Genomic DNA, 16,924 nt, shown 5'->3' with positions numbered 1-16,924 from the left:
GCACCTTGCCCAGCGGCCACAGTACGCCATCGGCGGCGCTCAGTAGCGCTTGATGCCCGGCACCGTGCAGCCTTCGATCTGGGCATGCGCCGAGGCGGCGTTGACGGTCTGGCCCAGCGCCAGGCGGGCCTGCTCGATCGTGGCCCAGTGGCGGCGGCACAGTGGCCCGGTCTTCGAGCCCAGCTCGATGGCGCGCCGGGCGAAGCGTTCGGCGCTGCCGAAGTCGCCGGCCAGCAACGCGGTCTCGGCGCGTTCCTGCAGCAGCGCCGGATCGTCCGGGGCCAGCTGCAGGGCCTGGTCCAGCGCGTGCGCGGCGCCGGGGACGTCGCCGGCCCTGCGCCGCGCCGCGGCGGTGGCGCGCAGGTCGTCCACTTCCGGGTCGCGCAGCGGCTGCACGGTCAGTTCGGTGTCGTCGGCGCCGCCGATCGCGTCCACCGCCGCCAGGCGCTGGGCCGGGCTGACCGCCGGCACCGCAGGGGCCGGCGGCGGGGGCGGTGCCGGCGTGGCGCAGCCGGCCAGCAGGACGCACAGCGCGGCGGTCAATGGAAACGGGCGGATCGGGGCGTGGGGGAGGGAGTCTGCGCGGGGGCCGCGGCGGGCGCGGCCGGTTCGCCGCCGCCATTGTCCTCCTTGCGCCGCCCGGCGCCGAACCAGCTGCGCCAGCCGCCGCCCTCCTGTTGCGCCTCCTGCGGGGCCTGGCCGTCCTCCGGTGCCGGTTCGGCCGGCTGGCAGGGCGCATACGGCGGGACGAAGCCGACCACGAACGGGAACTGGCGCGCCCCGGGGCAACCGGCGTCGGTGCTGTTGTAGCCGGTCGGCGCCACCCACTGCCAGTCCAGCCCCTTGCCGCTCACCCGCAACGGCGCGCTGGGCAGGCGCGAGAAGATGCCCGACCACACCTGCATCGCGCCGGTGGCGCCGTACAGGCCGGTCTGCTCGTTCTGGTCGTTGCCCATCCACACCACCGCGAGGTGGTCGCCGGTGTAGCCGGCGAACCAGCTGTCGCGGCTGTCGTTGCTGGTGCCGGTCTTGCCCGCCGGCGCCAACCGGCCCAGGCCGTTGCTCAGCAGCTGGTGGCCGGTACCGCCGGTGACCACCTGCTGCAGGGCGATGCCGATCAGGTTGGCGGCGATGGAATCGCCCTCCTGGGCCGCGGCCGGGGTCTTGTCGTAGCGCTTGAGCAGCTTGCCATCGGTCGAGAGCACGCCGCGCACCGCATGCAGCGGCTGGATCTCGCCGCCGGAGGCGAGGAACTGGTACAGCTGGGCCATCGCGTACGGGCTCTGGTCGGTCGCGCCCAGGATCAGCGCCGGGTTGGGATCGGCCTTGATCCCGGCGAGCACGTGGATCAGCTCGGCGACGCGCTCGGGCCCGACCTGCATGCCTACGCGCACCGTGGCCTGGTTCAGCGAATGGGCCAGCGCATCAACCAGGCGCACCTGGCCGCGGCTGCGGTGGTCGGAGTTGTCCGGCGACCAGGTGCGGCCGCGCCCGAGCTGCACCGTCACCGGGCTGTCCTCGACCCAGCTGGCCAGCGACCAGCGGTCCGGTTGCGCCAGCGCCAGCAGGTAGACGAAGGGCTTGAGCAGCGAGCCCAGCGGCCGCTGCGCCTCGACCGCGCGGTTGAAGCCCGGGGTGGCGACGTCGCGGCTGCCGACCACGGCCAGCACGTCGCCGTTGTGCACGTCGGTGAGCACCAGCCCCGCCTGCAGCGGCGGGCGCTTCCTGTTTTCCAGCGACTTGATCGTGCGCGTGACCGCGCCTTCGGCATAGGCCTGCGCCGCCGGCGACATGCCGGTCAGCACGCTCAGGCCGGCGCCCTGCAGGGCATCTTCCGGGTAGTCGTGGGCGAGTTGGCGGCGCACCAGGTCGACGTAGGCCGGGAAACGGTTGGCGGCGACCAGGCCGGGCACCGCCGGCACTTCCAGCGGTGCGTCCAGCGCGCGCTTGTAGTCGGCGTCGTCGATGAGCTTGTTGTCGTGCAGCTTGCCGAGCACGAAGTCGCGGCGCTCCCTGGCGCGCTCGGGGTTGCGCCGCGGGTCGTAGTAGGACGGGCCCTTGACCATGCCGATCAGCATCGCCACCTGCTCGGTGGTCAGCGAGCCCAGGTCGCGCCCGAACCAGAACTCCGACCCGGAGGCGACGCCGCGGATCGCCTGGCTGCCGCGCTGGCCCAGGTAGACCTGGTTGAGGTAGGCCTCCAGGATGGTGCGCTTGTCGTAGCGCGCCTCCAGGATCAGCGCGTAGAGGATCTCGTTGAACTTGCGGGTCAGGGTCTGCTCGCGGCCGATGCCGAGCAGGCCGCTGCGCGCCAGCTGCTGGGTCAGCGTGCTGGCGCCCTGGCGCACATGGCCGCCGCTGCGCAGCGCCACCCAGCCGGCGCGCACGATGCCGCTCAGGTCGATGCCGTGGTGGGTGGCGAAATCGCGGTCCTCCACCGCCTGCAGGCCGGTGACCAGCAGGTCGGGCACCTCGTCCAGCCGCACCAGGCGGCGCTCCTCCTGCTTCTGCCCGTACAGCGTGGCGATGCGCGCCGGGTCCAGGCGCGCGGCCTTGAGCGCCTTGCGGCTGCCGGCATCGCGCAGCGACGCCACGCGCTCGCCGGAAAGCTGCACCTCGATCCGCTGCGGCGCGATCCTGCCGTCCACGTCGATGTAGCCGCGGCTGGCGATGACGAAGCGCCCGCCGTCGGCGGCGTAGGTGCCGGCCAGCTTGCCCTGGCCGTCGCCGCGGTAGGAGGCCGCGTCCAGCTCGGTCCGCAGCGTGGCCGCGTCCAGCGCCTTGCCCGGCGCCAGCACCAGCGGCCGCGCGTACACGCGCGTGGGCACCTGCCAGCGCAGTTCGCCGAAGCGCACCGTGACCTGGTGGTTGAGGTAGAGCGTGTAGGGGATCAGGAAACCCAGCAGCAGCGCCAGCGCCGCCAGCCCCCAGGTCGCCAGGCGGACGCGCCAGTCCGGACCTTCGTCCGCGCCGTCGTCGGCGTCGTCCAGCTCTTCGGGGTCGTAATCGTAGCGTCGGGGCACGGGGATGCGAGAATGTCGAGTCGGGCGAGTCTAGCGCAGTGCCAACGGCGCCGCGGCGCGGCCGCCCTCCGATTTAAGCTGGAGTTGCACCTGGATGCCGATGTCCCTGGCCGAAGCGCGTTCCCTGCTGCTGCGCCTGTCCGGCCTGGCCCGCCGCACAGTCTCCAGCCTGCGCGCCCGCGGCTGGCGTGCCACCTGGGCGCGGATCCGGATACGCCTGCGGCCGCCGCCGGCGCCGGTGTCGGCCCCGCTCGAGCTGCCCGCGCCACAGCCGTTCGCGCCGTTCGCGGTACCTTCCAGCGACGCGCCGCTGGCCAGCATCGTCATCCCGGTCTACAACCACTGCCGCCATACCCTGGCCTGCCTGCGCGCGCTGGCCGCGCACCCGCCGGCGGCGGCCTGCGAGATCCTGGTGGTCGATGACGGCAGCAGCGACGAGACCGCCGCATGGATGGCGGCCATCGCCGGCCTGCGCTACCACCGCCGCGCCGCCAACGGCGGCTTCATCGAGACCTGCAACGACGGCGCGCGCCTGGCCCGCGGCGACTACCTGGTACTGCTCAACAACGACACCGTGCCGCAGCCGGGCTGGCTGGACGCGCTGCTGGCGACCTTCCGCCAGTGCCCCGGGGCCGGCATCGTCGGCGCCCAGCTGCTGTACCCGGACGGGCGCCTGCAGGAGGCGGGCGGCGTGCTGTTCGCCGACGGCAGCGCCTGGAGCTACGGCCGCTTCGAGTCGCCGGACGACCCGCGCTACGCCTGCCTGCAGGCAGCCGACTACGTCTCCGGCGCGGCCCTGGCGATCCCGCGCGCCCTGTTCGCCGCGCTCGGCGGCTTCGACACCCGCTACCGCCCGGCCTACTACGAGGACACCGACCTGGCCTTCGCCGTGCGCGCGGCCGGCCACGCGGTGCTGGTGCAGCCAGCCGCGCGCGTGGTCCACGACGAGGGCACCAGCCACGGCACCGACACCGGCAGCGGCCTGAAGGCCTACCAGGTGCGCAACCGCGCGGTGTTCGCCGCCAAGTGGCGGGCGGCGCTGGCCGCGTTCCCGGCGCCGGGCAGCGTGCCCTCCCCGGCCCTGCGCCATCGCCACCAGCGCCAGGTCCTGGTGCTGGACGAGGCGGTGCCGCAGGTGGACCGCGACTCGGCTTCGCTGCGCCTGTTCAACCTGATCCGGCTGCTGCAGTCCGAGGGCGCCCACGTGGTGTTCGTGCCCACTGCGCGCGAGCACGGCGGCCGCCATACCCGCGCGCTGCAGGCGATCGGCGTGGAGGTCTGGTACGCGCCGTGGCTGAAGGGCCTGGGTCCCTGGCTGCGCGAGCACGGGCCGCGCTTCGCCGTGGCCATGACCGTGCGCCACCACGTCACCGCCGAGTGCCTGCCGCTGCTGCGCCGCTACGCTCCCCAGGCCAGGCGGGTGTTCGACACGGTGGACCTGCACTACCTGCGCGAGCGCCGCGGCGCCGAACTGGCCGGCGACGAGGCCGCCCTGCGTGCCGCGCTGCAGACACGCCAGCGCGAGCTGGCGCTGATGCGGCAGGTGGACTGCACCCTGCTGGTCAGCGACGCCGAGCGCCGGCAGCTGGCGCAGGACGCGCTCGGCGTGGCCACCGCCCTGGTCTCCAACCTGCACGAGCCTGCCGGGGGCGGCCTGCCCTGGGCACAGCGCCGCGACCTGGTGTTCGTCGGCGGTTTCGGCCATCCGCCCAATGTCGATGCACTGGACTGGTTCACCGCCGAGGTGCTGCCGCGCATCCGCGCCGCGGCGCCGGACATCCGCCTGCACTGCATCGGCGCGGGCACCCCGCCGCAGGCGCTGGGCGAGCGCCTGCGGGCCGATCCGGGCGTGGTGCTGCATGGCCAGGTCGCCGATCTGGCGCCGTGGATGGACCGGGTGCGCGTGTGCGTGGCGCCGTTGCGCTTCGGGGCCGGGGTCAAGGGCAAGATCAACCTGAGCATGGCCCACGGCCAGCCGGTGGTGGCCACGACCTGCGCGGCCGAAGGCATGCACCTGCGCGACGGCGAGGACGTGCTGGTCGCCGACACCGCCGAAACGTTCGCCACCGCGGTGTTGCGCCTGTACGGCGACGAGGCGCTGTGGCAGCGCCTGGCCGCGGGCGGCCGCGCCAACGTGCTGCGCTATTTCTCGCCGGAGGCCGCGCGCGCGACCGTGCGCCGGGTGTTCTTCGACACCTGAAGTCGCGGCCACGGCCTGCGCGGCCGAAGGCATGCACCTGCGCGACGGCGAGGACGTGCTGGTCGCCGACACCGCCGAAGCGTTCGCCACCGCGGTGTTGCGCCTGTACGGCGACGAGGCGCTGTGGCAGCGCCTGGCCGCGGGCAGCCGCGCCAACGTGCTGCGCCATTTCTCGCCCGAAGCCGCGCGCGCGACCGTGCGCCGGGTGTTCTTCGACGCCTGAAGTCGCGGCAACCCCACGCGCCGCCGGGCATGCGCCCGGCACGCGGCCGGGACGACCCGACCCGGTCGGGCCGAGTCGGGCCGGAACGATCCTCCACGTCGAAGCGCCCTGGCCGCTTGCCGCGCGCCTGGATCGATCAAGCCGATGCCGTGCGGGCTGATCGGCCACGGATGCGGCGCGATGTGGCTGACGCGCGCAAGCCCGGCAGCGCCGAAGCCGAAGCCGAAGCCCATGCCCATGCCCATGCCCATGCCGACGAGCAGGATCTCCGGGCATGGCCGATCGGCGATCGATCGATGCCGCGGCCTGGCCGGCGCCGTTGCCGCCGTCTCAGGGCGTGGCCCGGCCCACGCGCCGCTCGAAGGCCGCCAGTTCCGGGGTCGCGGCATCCAGCGCGCGGGCCTGCTGCACGGCCTGGCGGGCGAACTTCAGGTCGCCCGCGCCCAGCCGTTCCTGGCCCACGGCGATCCAGCGCTGGGCCAGGCGCCGGCGCGCCTCGCGCACGCCCGGGGCCGAGGGCGCCAGCCAGCCCCAGGTGTCCAAGCATGCGCCGGCGGCACGCACGCGGTTCTCGCGCAGCGCCTGCTCGAAGCATTGCCGGGTCTGCGGCACGATGCGCGCCGCGGCGCGCCGCACCCGGGGGTCGTGCGGCGCCAGCGCCTGCGCCTCGCGCAGCTTGTCGTAGGCGCTGGCGCCGGGCGGGGTGAGCCAGTGGCCCTGGGCGCCGGCGTGGTCCAGTTCGGCCAGCACGCGTTGCAGTTGCCGCTCGCGCTCGGCCGGGGCCAGGCGGCTCTGCATCGACGCCTGCGCCGCGTGGCTGCGCTCGATGGCCTGGCGCGCATCGGCCAGCCCCGGTGCGTCCGCATCCAGGGCCTGGGCGCGCTCGAACAGGCGTGCGGCGCGGGCGAAGTGGAAATCCGCCGCCTGCCGCGCCGCCTCGGCGGCATAGGCGCCGGCGGTGCGCTGCACGCCCTGGGCGGCCATCGGATCGTCCGGCACCGCGGCGTGGAGGCGCCCGAAGGCCGCCGCGGCGGCATCCAGCCGGCCCAGGCGCAGGTCGCGCTCGGCCTGGCGCAGGCGCGCGGTCAGCTCGGTGCTGAAGGCCGCCTCGGTCTCGGGCAGGTCGTAGTGGCCGGGATCGTAGCCGCGGGCGCGCGCCAGGGCGGCGGCGGCCGCGCCGAGCTCGCCGGAACGCAGGTCGGCACGGGCGCGCTGCAGCAGGTCGGCCAGGGCGTCCTCGCGCCCCTCCAGCGCCGCGGTGCGATCCGGTTCGATCGCCAGCACCTGCTGGTACAGCGGCAGGGCGCTGTCGGGCGTGCCGTCCAGCCGTCCCTCGGCCCGGGCACGGGCGGCCTGCGCCAGCAGTTGCTCGACCTGGGCGTGGCCGCTCTCGGCCGCGCGCACCCGCGCGGCGACGGCCTGCACCTGCGGCTGCGGCATCTGCAACTCGGTGGCCAGCTGCAGGTCGGTACGGGCGCGGCGGTAGTCGCCCTGCTGCAGCGCCGCCTGCGCCTGCGCCAGCGCGGCCTGGCCGGTGCGAGCCAGGCCCTGGCCGGGCTCGGGGCGGTCGGCGTCCAGCGCCTGGGCCGCCTCGAACAGCTCGCGCGCGCCCTGGCCGTCGCCGGGCGAGCTGAGCCGGCCGGCGCGCAGGGCGGCATTGCCGGCCTCGAGCAGTTGCTGGATGCGGGTATCGGGCCAGATCCGGTCGGCCAGCGGCTGGCGGAACGCCACCACCAGCACCGCCAGCACCAGGGCGGCCGCCAGCGTCCAGCGCCATACCCGGCGCCGGCGCCACCACGGGACGTCGCCGGCGTCGTCCAGGCGCGGGGAAGAAGGCGGCGGTCGGGAAGCGGGGAGATTCACCGCGGAAGCTTAGCCCTGCCGGCACCGCGGCGGGCGCACGCCGCGCTCACCCGAGCCGGCGCGCCTGTTCCACGCCCGGCAGCGCGTCGATCTTGCCCAGCAGCGTGGACAGCTGGCCGTAGTCGCTCACCTTCAGCCGCAGGTGCACGCTGACCCGCCCGCTGTCGTGCAGGGGACGGCTGTTCATCTCCAGCACGTGCGCCTCCTCCTGCGCGATCAGCGTGGTGATGTCCTTGAGCAGCCAGCGCCGGTCCAGGCCGACCACCGCCACGTCGGCCTCGTAGCTGCTGCCGGGGCGGCCCCACTCTACCGGCAGCACCCGCTCCGGATGCAATGCCGCCAGGCGCTGGAAGGCGCTGCAGTCGGGCCGGTGCACGCTGACCCCGCGTCCGCGCGTCAAGTAGCCGGCGATCGGTTCGCCGGCGACCGGATGGCAGCAGCGCGCCAGTTGCACCAGCAGGTTGCCCACGCCCTCCACGGTGAAGCCGGACTTGCCCAGCTCGGCGTCGCGCCGCGCGGTGGGCCGCGGCAGCGGCGGCGCCTCGGCCGGCTCGCTGCGGGCCTTCTCCGCCTCCAGCAGGGCGCGGCTGACCTGGTTGGGACCGGTGTCGCCCAGCGCCACCTGGATGTACAGGTCCTCCACGCTGTCGGCGTGGAAGCGTTCGGCCATCGGCGCCAGGTCGGCCTGGGCCAGGCCCAGGCGCTTGAGTTCGCGCTCCAGCAGCTCGCGTCCGGCCTGCACGTTGCGCGCGCGGTCGAGTCTGTGGAACCAGGCGCGCACCTTGTCGCGCGAGCGGGCACTGGCCAGGAAGCCGTTGGCCGGCAGCAGCCAGTCGCGGCGCGGGTCCGGCTCCTTGCCGGTCAGGATCTCGACCCGGTCGCCGCTGTGCAGGCGGTAAGTGAGCGGCACGATGCGCCCGTCCACCTTGGCGCCGCGGCAGCGGTGGCCGACCATCGTGTGCACGTGGTAGGCGAAGTCCAGCGGCGTGGCTCCGCGCGGCAGGTCGATGACCTCGCCCTTGGGGGTGAGCGCGTAGACGCGGTCCTCCACCAGCTCGGCATCCAGCGCATCGGCCAGCTCGCCGGCACCGCCGTCGTGGGCCTGTTCGAGCAGCTGGCGCATCCAGGTGATCTTGCGGTCGAAGGCCTTCTCCGCGCCGCGCGCGCCTTCCTTGTAGCGCCAGTGCGCGGCGACGCCGAGCTCGGCCTGGGCATGCATCTCGAAGGTGCGGATCTGCACTTCCAGCGTGCGCCCCTCCGGGCCGACCACGGCGGTGTGCAGCGAACGGTAGTCGTTGGCCTTGGGCCGGGCGATGTAGTCGTCGAACTCGCTCGGGATCGGCGCCCACAGCGCATGCACCACGCCCAGCGCGGCGTAGCAGGCGGCCACGTCGTCGACCATGACCCGCACCGCACGCACGTCGTAGAGCTCGTCGAAGGCCAGGTGCTTCTTCTGCATCTTCCGCCAGATGCTGTAGATGTGCTTGGGCCGGCCGCTGACCTCGGCATGCAGGCCGTGCTCGGCCAGGGCGCGGGCGAGCTGGTGCTTGACCGATTCGATGTAGTGCTCGCGCGCCAGGCGCTTCTCGTCCAGCTCGCGGGCGATGTGCTTGTAGGTGTCCGGCTCGAGGAAGCGGAACGCCAGGTCCTCCAGCTCCCACTTGAGCTGCCAGATGCCGAGGCGGTTGGCCAGCGGCGCGTGGATGTCGCGGGTGAGCTGGGCCAGCGCGCGGCGCGAGGGGCCGTCCGGCTCGCGCGTGGCCGCGCGCATGCGCGCCAGCTGCCGGGCCAGCAGGATCGGCACCACGCGCAGGTCCTGGACGATGGCCAGCAGCAGCCGGCGCAGGCCCTCGCTGTTGCGCCCCGCCTCGCGCCCGGCATGCAGCGCCCAGACCTGCTCGGCCGCGTCCTGGCCCTCGAGCAGCCCGTCCAGCGCGCGGGCGCGCGCCGCCGCGCCCAGCGCCAGCGCATCGCGGCGCGCGCGCAGGCCCGGCAGGTCGAACAGCAGCGCCGCCAGCAGCACGGTCTCGTCGGCCGACAGCAAGGCCAGCGCGTCGAGCGTTTCGGCCAGCACCGGCCACGGCAGGCGCGGCGCGTGGTCGGTGCCGGCGTCCTGCCACAGCGCCGCCAGCGCCTGGCGCAGGACCGGTGACAGCGACGCCAGCGCGGGGCGCTGCAGCAGCGCGTTCAGGTCGGTAGGTTCGGAAGCACTCACGGTCGGATCATGGTGGCGGCCGTCCGGTCCGCCAAGGGTTGCGAATACACTAGCGCCAATCCCGTCATGGAACCGTCCCCATGCCCGCGCTTCGTACCCCGCGCCTCCTGCTCGCCACCGCCCTCGTGCTGGCCTGTGCCCCGCCCGCCCTCGCCCAGCGCGCCGTGACCGGCGACCTGCAGGCACAGATGACGCCGCAGGAATTCCGCGCCGCCGGCCTGGACAAGCTGAGCCCGGCCGAGCTGGCCGCGCTCAACGCCTGGCTGCAGGGCAAGGTGGCCGACGCGTCGGCGCAGGCGGCCGAGCAGGCCCGCCGCGAAAGCGCGCAGGCACTGGCCCAGGCCAAGGAGCAGGGCCGCCAGGAGGTCATCACCAAGAACCGCGGCTTCTTCGACTTCGGCTCCAGCGAGCCGATCGAGAGCACGCTGTCCGGGCGCTTCGACGGCTTCGGCAAGGGCAAGCACTACGTGCTGGCCAACGGCCAGGAATGGGAACAGACCGAGGCGGCGAGCCTGGACGGCGTGCACCTGGTCGATCCCAAGGTGAGCATCCGTCCGGGCCTGATGGGCGTGTGGTACATGCGCGTGGACAAGTACAACACCCAGGCCAAGGTGCGTCGCATCAAGTAGGCGCGCGCCCGTGCCCCACGTGCCGGCCGGCCTGGCGGGCGGATGGCTCGGCGCCGTCCGTCGCCGCCTACGTGGCGCCGACGGCTGGCTGATCGTGCTGGGCGTGCCGGTCGGCCTGGCGGCCGGCCTGCTGGCGGTGCTGCAGAGCGGCCTGGCCCATGCCCTGCAGGCGCGCCTGTTCGGCCTGCAGGGCGACGTGCGCCTGAGCTCGGTCGCGCACCTGGGCCTGCCGGCGCTGCTGGTGGTGCCGCTGGGCGGCCTGCTGGTCGGGCTGGTCACCTGGTACGCCGGGCGGGGCAACCGCCACCTGGTCGATGCGGTGGAAGCCAACGCCCTGCACGGCGGGCGCATGTCGATGCGCGACAACCTGGTGGTGATGGTGCAGACGCTGTGCTCCAACGGTTTCGGCGCGTCGGCCGGTCTGGAGGCGTCCTATACCCAGATGGGCGCCGGCAGCGGCTCGCAGCTGGCGCAGGCGCTGCGCCTGCGCCGTGCCGACACCCGCACCCTGGTCGGCGCCGGGGCCGCCGGCGCGATCGCCGCCGCCTTCGGCGCCCCGCTGGCGGGCGCGTTCTACGCCTTCGAGATCGTGATCGGCGCCTACGCGCCGGCGGCACTGGCCCCGGTGGCGATGGCCGCCCTGGCCGGGGCCTTCATCGCCCAGGCGCTCGGTGCGCCGCCCTACCTGCTGCCGGCCGCCACCGCCTTCGACCTGGGCGCGCGCGACTACGTGCTGTTCGCCGTGGTCGGGCTGGCCAGCGCGCTGGTGGGCATCGGCATCATGCGCCTGATCACCGGCATCGAGCAGCTGGCCCAGCGCACGCGGTTGCCGCCCTGGGCCAGGCCGGCCGCCGGCGGGGTGCTGCTGATCCCGCTGGCGATGATCACCCCGCAAGTGCTCTCCGCCGGCCATGGCGCCCTGCACGTGGACCTGACCACCCACCTGCCGCTGGCGTGGATCGCCCTGCTATTGCTGCTGAAGTGCCTGGCCTCGGGCATCTCGCTGGGCTTCGGCTTCCGCGGCGGGCTGTTCTTCGCCTCGCTGTTCATGGGCACGCTGGTCGGCGCCCTGTGCGCCGGGCTGATCAACCTGGCCGCCGGCGCGCAGGTGATCGACGTCACCGCCGCCGCGCTGGCGGGCATGGCGGCGCTGGCCGCCTCCATCGTCGGCGCGCCGATGACCATGGCCATGCTGGTGCTGGAAGGCACCCACGACTTCGTGCTGTCCAGCGCGGTGATGGCCGCGGTGCTGGTCTCGGGCACCACCACGCGCCAGCTGTTCGGCTACTCGTTCTCCACCTGGCGCATGCACCTGCGCGGCGGCACCATCACCAGCCCGCGCGACGTCGGCTGGGTACGCAGCCTGAGCGCCGGGCGGATGATGCGCCGCGACGCCGGCACCCTGCCCGCCGCCGCCACGGCCGAGCAGTTCCGCCAGCGCTTCCCGCTGGGCTCGTCCACGCGCGTGGTGCTGCTCGACGCGCAGGGCCGCTATGCCGGCATCGTGCCGGTGGCGCGGCTGTACGCGCCCGACGTCGCGCCCGGCGCGGTCGTCGGCGAATTCGCCGGCAACCGCGACCAGGTGCTGGCCGCGGACATGGACGTGCTCGAGGTGCTGCGCCGCTTCGACGCGACCCAGAGCGACGAGATGGCGGTGGTCGATGCCGGCCACCGGGTGCTGGGCGTGCTCTCGGAAGCGTTCGTGCGCAAGCGCTACGCCGAGGAACTGGACAAGCGCCAGCGCGAGATGATGGGCGAGCGCGTGGACGAGGCGGACGGCGAGGACAGCGCGGCGCGCTGAACCGCCTCAGTCCAGCGCCGCCAGCCGCTGCGCCAGCTTCTTCGGCGACACCCCGCCGCGCGCGCCCAGTTCCTGGGCGAACAGCGACACGCGCAGCTCCTCCAGCTCCCAGCGCAGCGCCTGCCAGCCCGGGCGCGCCAGCCGGCCGTCGACGGCGGCGTCGGCCAGCGCGTCGGCGAACGGCTTGAGCTCGAGCATGCGCTGCTGGTCGCGGGTCGGGTCGCGCTTGGCGCGTTCGGCGCGCAGCACCATCGCCTTGAGGTAGCGCGGGAACTGCGACAGCGCCTCGGCCGGGGTCTCGCGCAGGAAGCCCGGATGCACCAGCGCCGCCAGCTGCGCCTGCATGTCGTCGAGGTTGCCGCGCGCCCAGCCCATCAGCGGGGCGTCCAGCGCCGGCTTCACCTCGGCCACGCCGGCCATGATCTTCTCGGCCAGCTGCAGCCGCGCCATCGCCTCGCCGAACAGGGCCTTGCCGGCGGCCTCGCGGCGCTGCTCGAACGCGGCGCGCTCGCGGATGCCGCCCAGGCCCTCGGCCAGCACCGCGTTGAGCGCGGCATCGACCAGGTCGCCACGCAACCGCTCCTGCGACTCGATCGCCGCGTACAGCAGCCCGGTCTTGGGCGACACCGGCAGCTGCTTGCGCGCCTGCTTGATGCGGTCGGCCAGCGCGATCTCCAGCAGGCGGCGCACGCCGCGCGGATGCGCCTCGGCCGCCTCGGTACGGTCGGCGAAGATGCGCAGCGCGGCGGCATCGCCCCCGTTTTCGGACGCGGTATCCACCAGCGCCGGATACGCCGGCACGCCGGCCTCGCCGGGCACCTGTTCGGGGATGGCCGCGGCGGGGAAGTCGCGCAATCCCTCGGCCGCCAGCTCGCGCCCGGCGCGCACCGCGAACGCCTGCCCGGCACGCTCGCCGAAGCGCGCACGCAGCGCGTCGAGGTCGCGCGATTCGGCCAGCACCTGGCCCTGCGCGTCGCGCAGGCGCAGGTTCATGCGCAGGTGCGGCTCCAGCGCGGCCTCGTCGAAGTCGGTGGCGGCCACCGGCGCGCCGGTGGCGCGCGAGAGGAACCGCGCCAGTTCGCCGCGGATGTCGTCGGCGCTCGGCTGCGGGAACGCCTCGAAGAACGCGCGGCCGAAGTCCGGTGCCGGCACGTAGTTGCGCCGCTGCGCCTTGGGCAGGCTGCGGATCAGCTCGGACGCCTTCTCGGCGACGAAGCCCGGCGCCAGCCACGACAGCCGCGCCGCATCCAGCGCGCCGAGCAGGTGCAGCGGCACCTCCAGGGTCACGCCGTCGTCGGCCGCGCCCGGCTCGAAGCGGTAGTGCAGCGCCAACCGCGCATCGCCCAGCGCCAGGTACTTGGGATAGCGGTCGGCCTCGCTGCCCTCGCCCGGCAGCAGGTCGGCCTGCGACCAGCGCAGCGTGCGCCGCTGCTCCTCGGGCAGGGTCTTCCACCAGGCATCAAGCTGGGCGGCGGAATGGATCTGCGCCGGCACCCGGTCCAGGTACCAGCGCGCCTGCCAGTCCTCGTCGGCGACGATGCCGGCGCGGCGCAGCTTGGCCTCCTCCTCGCGCGCGCGCTCGAGCACCTTGAGGTTGTCGGCGAGGAAACCGGCGCGGGTGTCGATCTCGCCGGTGACCAGCGCCTGGCGCACGAACAGGTCGTGCGCGCCGGCCGAGTCGATGGTGCCGTAGCGCACCGGCTTCTTCGGCGCCAGCACCAGCCCGAACAGGCTGATCTGCTCGGAGGCGACCACCTGCCCCTGCGCGCGCGACCAGTGCGGGTCGAAATGCTTGCGCGCCAGCAGGTGCGGCAACTCGGCGATGGCCCAGTCCGGCTCGATCGCCGCCAGGGTCAGGCCCCAGACCTTCTGCGTGTCCAGCAGCGTGGCGGCCAGCACCCACGGCGGCGGCTTCTTGGCCAGGGCCGAACCGGGGAACGGCAGGAAGCGGCGCTGGCGCGGGGCCTGGAAATCGCCCTTGTCGGTGCGATGGCCGAGCTGGGTGGGCAGGCCGGCGATCAGCGCGCGATGCAGCGCCTGGTAGGCGGCGGCGCGCACGCGCTCGCCGATGCGCGGGGATTGCTCGGAATCGGCTCCGCCTTCGCGAACGGCAACCTCGGCGGTTCGACCACCGCCAGTGGCCACCGGACCACCGACGGTCGCGTCGCCAGTGCCGGGCGCAGGCGCACCCGGCTTTCCCTTCGCCTCGCGCGCCAGCCGCGCGGCGCGGTGCAGCTGGCCACGGGTCAGCCGCGCCTTGGCCTCACCGCCGGCCGGCGGCGACGGTGCGCCATCCAGCAACGGCTCCAGCGATGTCGCCGGCGCCTCCTCCTGCCAGCCCTGTTCCTCGCACAGCACGCGCAGCTGGCGGTGCAGCTCGCGCCACTCGCGCATGCGCAGGAAGCCGAGGAAGTTCTTCTGGCACCAGTCACGCAGCTTCGACTGGGTCAGGTCCTCGTGCGCCTGGCGGTAGCCTTCCCACAAGCGCAGGATGCCGACGAATTCCGAGCGTGCGTCGGCGAACCTGGCATGGGCGTTGTCGGCGGCCTCGCGCGCTTCCGGCGGGCGCTCGCGCGGGTCCTGGATGCCCAGGAACGCGGCGATCACCAGCATCGGCCGCAGGCAGCCGTGCTGCTGCGCCGCCACCAGCATCCGCGCCAGCTTCACGTCCACCGGCAGGCGCGCCATCTGCCGGCCGGTCTCGGTGAGCTTGCGCAGGCCGTGGCGGTCCGGCTCGCCGACCGCGCCCAGCTCCACCAGCTGCTGCCAGCCATCGGCCACCGCGCGTTCGTCCGGCGGTTCCAGGAACGGGAAGTCCTCGATCCGCCCCAGCCCGAGCTGCAGCATGCGCAGGATCACCCCGGCCAGCGAGGCGCGGCGGATCTCCGGGTCGGTGAACGCCGGGCGCGCCTGGAAATCGGCCTCGGCGTACAGCCGGTAGCACACGCCCTCGGCGATGCGCCCGCAGCGGCCGGTGCGCTGGTTGGCGCTGGCCTGGCTGATCGGCTCGATGTGCAGCCGGTCGAGTTTCTGGCGCGGGCTGTAGCGCTTGACCCGGGCGTAGCCGGGATCGACCACGTAGCGGATGCGCGGCACCGTCAGCGAGGTCTCGGCGACGTTGGTGGCCAGCACGATGCGCCGCTGCGGGCCGGGGTTGAACACCCGGTCCTGCTCCTTCGCCGACAGCCGCGCGTACAGCGGCAGCACCTCGGTGGCGCGGTACTTGCGCCGCTCCAGTGCCAGGTGGGCATCGCGGATCTCGCGCTCGCCGGGCAGGAACACCAGCACGTCGCCACGCCCGTCCTCGCGGGTGATCTCGTCCACCGCCGCGACGATGGCGTCGTTGACCGTGCGCTCGCCCTCGCGCGTCTCGCCCTCGGCGTCGGTGTCGCCTTCCAGCGGCCGGTAGCGCACCTCCACCGGCCAGGTACGCCCTTCCACGCCGACCACCGGGGCATCGCCGAAGTGGCGGGCGAAACGCGCGGTGTCGATCGTCGCCGAGGTGACGATCAGTTTCAGGTCAGGACGCCTTTCCAGCAGCCGCTTGAGATAGCCGAGCAGGAAGTCGATGTTGAGGCTGCGCTCGTGCGCCTCGTCGATGATGAGCGTGTCGTAGGCCGACAGCCATTTGTCCGAGGCGATCTCGGCCAGCAGGATGCCGTCGGTCATGAACTTGATGCGGCTGTCCTCGCCCACCTTGTCGGTAAAACGCACCTGGTAGCCCACCGCTTCGCCCAGCGGCGAATGCAGTTCCTCGGCCACCCGCGCGGCCACCGCGCGCGCGGCGATGCGCCGCGGCTGGGTACAGCCGATCATCCCCGCCGTACCGCGCCCGGCGGCCAGGCACAGCTTGGGCAGCTGCGTGGTCTTGCCCGAGCCGGTCTCGCCGGCGATCACCACCACCTGGTGCTCGCGGATCAGCGCGGCGATGCGTTCGCCCTCGCGCGCGATCGGCAGCGCCTCGTCCAGGGTGACCGCGGGCACGCTGCGCGCGCGCGCCTCGCGCCGGGCATGCGAGGCGGCCAGGGCCTGCTCGAAGCGTTCGCGCAGGCCGGCATCGCCCGGCCGCGCATGCCAGCGCGACCACAGGCCGAGCAGGCGGCCGCGATCGCGGCTCATCGCGCCGTCGATGGAGGTCCGGGCATCCCGCAATCGGGCCAGAAGGCTTGCTTCGATAGATCCCATCAATCGTTTTGCCGTAAAGATCGAATTTCCAAAATCGTTCGCTGCCGTCTATGGTGGATTCCACCCATCCGCTCCAGAGGCAACGCCATGGCCAAGCTCAAGAACCCCGGCAAGAAAACCTCCGCCAAGGCGCTGGCGGCCGCCGCGCCTTCCGCGCCGAACATCGATATCGGGATCAGGACCGGCGATCGCAAGAAGATCGCCGACGGTTTGTCGCGCTACCTGGCCGACGCGTTCACGCTGTACCTGAAAACCCACAACTTCCACTGGAACGTGACCGGCTCGATGTTCAACTCGCTGCACACCATGTTCGAGGAACAGTACACCGAGCAGTGGGGCGCGCTGGACGACGTCGCCGAGCGCATCCGCGCCCTCGGCTTCAACGCGCCCGGCTCGTACCAGGAGTTCATCAAGCTGACCTCGATCCCCGAGGAACCCGGCCTGACCGACAGCGCCGACTGGCGCGAGATGGTACGCCAGCTGGTCGCCGGCAACGAAGCGGTGTGCCGCACCGCGCGCGCGGTGCTCGACACCGCCGACGAGGCCGACGACGCCCCCACCGAGGACCTGATGACCCAGCGCCTGCAGACCCACGAGAAGTACGCCTGGATGCTGCGCTCGCTGCTGCAGTAGAGCCCCTTCGGGCTTCGCGCCTGCGGCTTTGCCGGGACAAGGCACACGTCGTCCCCTCTCCCGCATCGGCCGGGGGGACGACGCTTCCCCATTCCCCGGGGCTGGTATCCGGTCTCCATAATGGCAAAAGCCTGTACTCGGCAGGCAGCGGG

At 73.6% G+C, this 16,924-nt stretch carries 9 protein-coding genes and 1 pseudogene; 5 read left to right on the top strand and 5 right to left on the bottom strand.

The genetic code is table 11. The annotated features are described in order from the left end of the window. Window positions 1–39 precede the first annotated feature (39 nt). Both BN3794_RS05410 and mrcB read right to left on the bottom strand, forming a co-directional pair. Entirely contained in the window at window positions 40–543 is a 504-nt protein-coding gene (locus BN3794_RS05410) for a tetratricopeptide repeat protein (protein ID WP_236493190.1), read from the bottom strand. Then, window positions 540–3,023 carry a penicillin-binding protein 1B gene (gene mrcB, locus BN3794_RS05405; RefSeq protein ID WP_066094457.1) on the bottom strand — a complete coding sequence of 828 codons (2,484 nt, stop codon included), beginning with the start codon at window positions 3,021–3,023 and terminating at the stop codon, window positions 540–542. The genes BN3794_RS05410 and mrcB overlap by 4 nt, the downstream gene beginning before the upstream one ends. A gap of 94 nt (window positions 3,024–3,117) precedes the next feature. Between mrcB and BN3794_RS05400 the strand changes: the two genes are divergently transcribed. Together BN3794_RS05400 and BN3794_RS05395 are read left to right on the top strand one after the other, a co-directional pair. Then, window positions 3,118–5,223 (top strand): glycosyltransferase, encoded by a 2,106-nt coding sequence (locus BN3794_RS05400; RefSeq protein WP_066094454.1) that lies wholly within the window; start codon window positions 3,118–3,120, stop codon window positions 5,221–5,223. 1 nt (window position 5,224) lies between these two features. Beyond that, window positions 5,225–5,446: pseudogene (locus tag BN3794_RS05395) on the top strand (glycosyltransferase); the annotation flags it as partial. A gap of 330 nt (window positions 5,447–5,776) precedes the next feature. Here the strand turns inward: BN3794_RS05395 and BN3794_RS05390 are convergent. Both BN3794_RS05390 and BN3794_RS05385 read right to left on the bottom strand, forming a co-directional pair. Further along, on the bottom strand, window positions 5,777–7,267 hold the full coding sequence (locus BN3794_RS05390) for a hypothetical protein (RefSeq protein WP_066097030.1): 1,491 nt from the start codon (window positions 7,265–7,267) through the stop codon (window positions 5,777–5,779). An 88-nt stretch (window positions 7,268–7,355) separates the two neighbouring features. Beyond that, window positions 7,356–9,524 (bottom strand): bifunctional (p)ppGpp synthetase/guanosine-3',5'-bis(diphosphate) 3'-pyrophosphohydrolase, encoded by a 2,169-nt coding sequence (locus BN3794_RS05385; protein WP_066094448.1) that lies wholly within the window; start codon window positions 9,522–9,524, stop codon window positions 7,356–7,358. A gap of 80 nt (window positions 9,525–9,604) precedes the next feature. Here BN3794_RS05385 and BN3794_RS05380 point away from each other — a divergent pair, with 80 nt between their 5' ends. Next, a complete protein-coding gene (locus tag BN3794_RS05380) occupies window positions 9,605–10,153 on the top strand; it encodes a hypothetical protein (RefSeq protein WP_066094445.1) in 549 nt (182 codons plus the stop codon). A gap of 10 nt (window positions 10,154–10,163) precedes the next feature. Then, window positions 10,164–11,954, top strand: coding sequence for a chloride channel protein (locus tag BN3794_RS05375; RefSeq protein WP_066094442.1), 1,791 nt, complete (start codon window positions 10,164–10,166; stop codon window positions 11,952–11,954). A 6-nt stretch (window positions 11,955–11,960) separates the two neighbouring features. Here the strand turns inward: BN3794_RS05375 and hrpA are convergent, their stop codons facing one another. Further along, window positions 11,961–16,073, bottom strand: a complete 4,113-nt coding sequence (gene hrpA / locus BN3794_RS05370; protein WP_425476695.1) for an ATP-dependent RNA helicase HrpA — start codon at window positions 16,071–16,073, stop codon at window positions 11,961–11,963. Window positions 16,074–16,226: 153 nt separating this feature from the next. Between hrpA and BN3794_RS05365 the strand changes: the two genes are divergently transcribed. Further along, complete coding sequence (locus tag BN3794_RS05365; protein WP_066094437.1) at window positions 16,227–16,772, top strand: Dps family protein; 546 nt, start codon at window positions 16,227–16,229, stop codon at window positions 16,770–16,772. The last annotated feature ends 152 nt before the right edge of the window (window positions 16,773–16,924 follow it).

Source organism: Xanthomonas massiliensis (genome assembly GCF_900018785.1).
In the GTDB taxonomy this organism is placed as follows: Bacteria; Pseudomonadota; Gammaproteobacteria; order Xanthomonadales; family Xanthomonadaceae; genus Xanthomonas_B; species Xanthomonas_B massiliensis.
Note: the sequence above shows the minus strand (reverse complement) of the source record. Positions and strands in the feature narration are given on the sequence as shown.

What these genes read in the sequence shown, in the direction of transcription:
- BN3794_RS05400 (WP_066094454.1), top strand. Translation starts at nt 3,118, where the DNA reads ATGCCGATGTCCCTGGCCGAAGCGCGTTCCCTGCTGCTGCGCCTGTCC.
- BN3794_RS05380 (WP_066094445.1), top strand. Translation starts at nt 9,605, where the DNA reads ATGCCCGCGCTTCGTACCCCGCGCCTCCTGCTCGCCACCGCCCTCGTG.
- hrpA (WP_425476695.1), bottom strand. Translation starts at nt 16,073, where the DNA reads ATGAGCCGCGATCGCGGCCGCCTGCTCGGCCTGTGGTCGCGCTGGCAT.
- BN3794_RS05365 (WP_066094437.1), top strand. Translation starts at nt 16,227, where the DNA reads ATGGCCAAGCTCAAGAACCCCGGCAAGAAAACCTCCGCCAAGGCGCTG.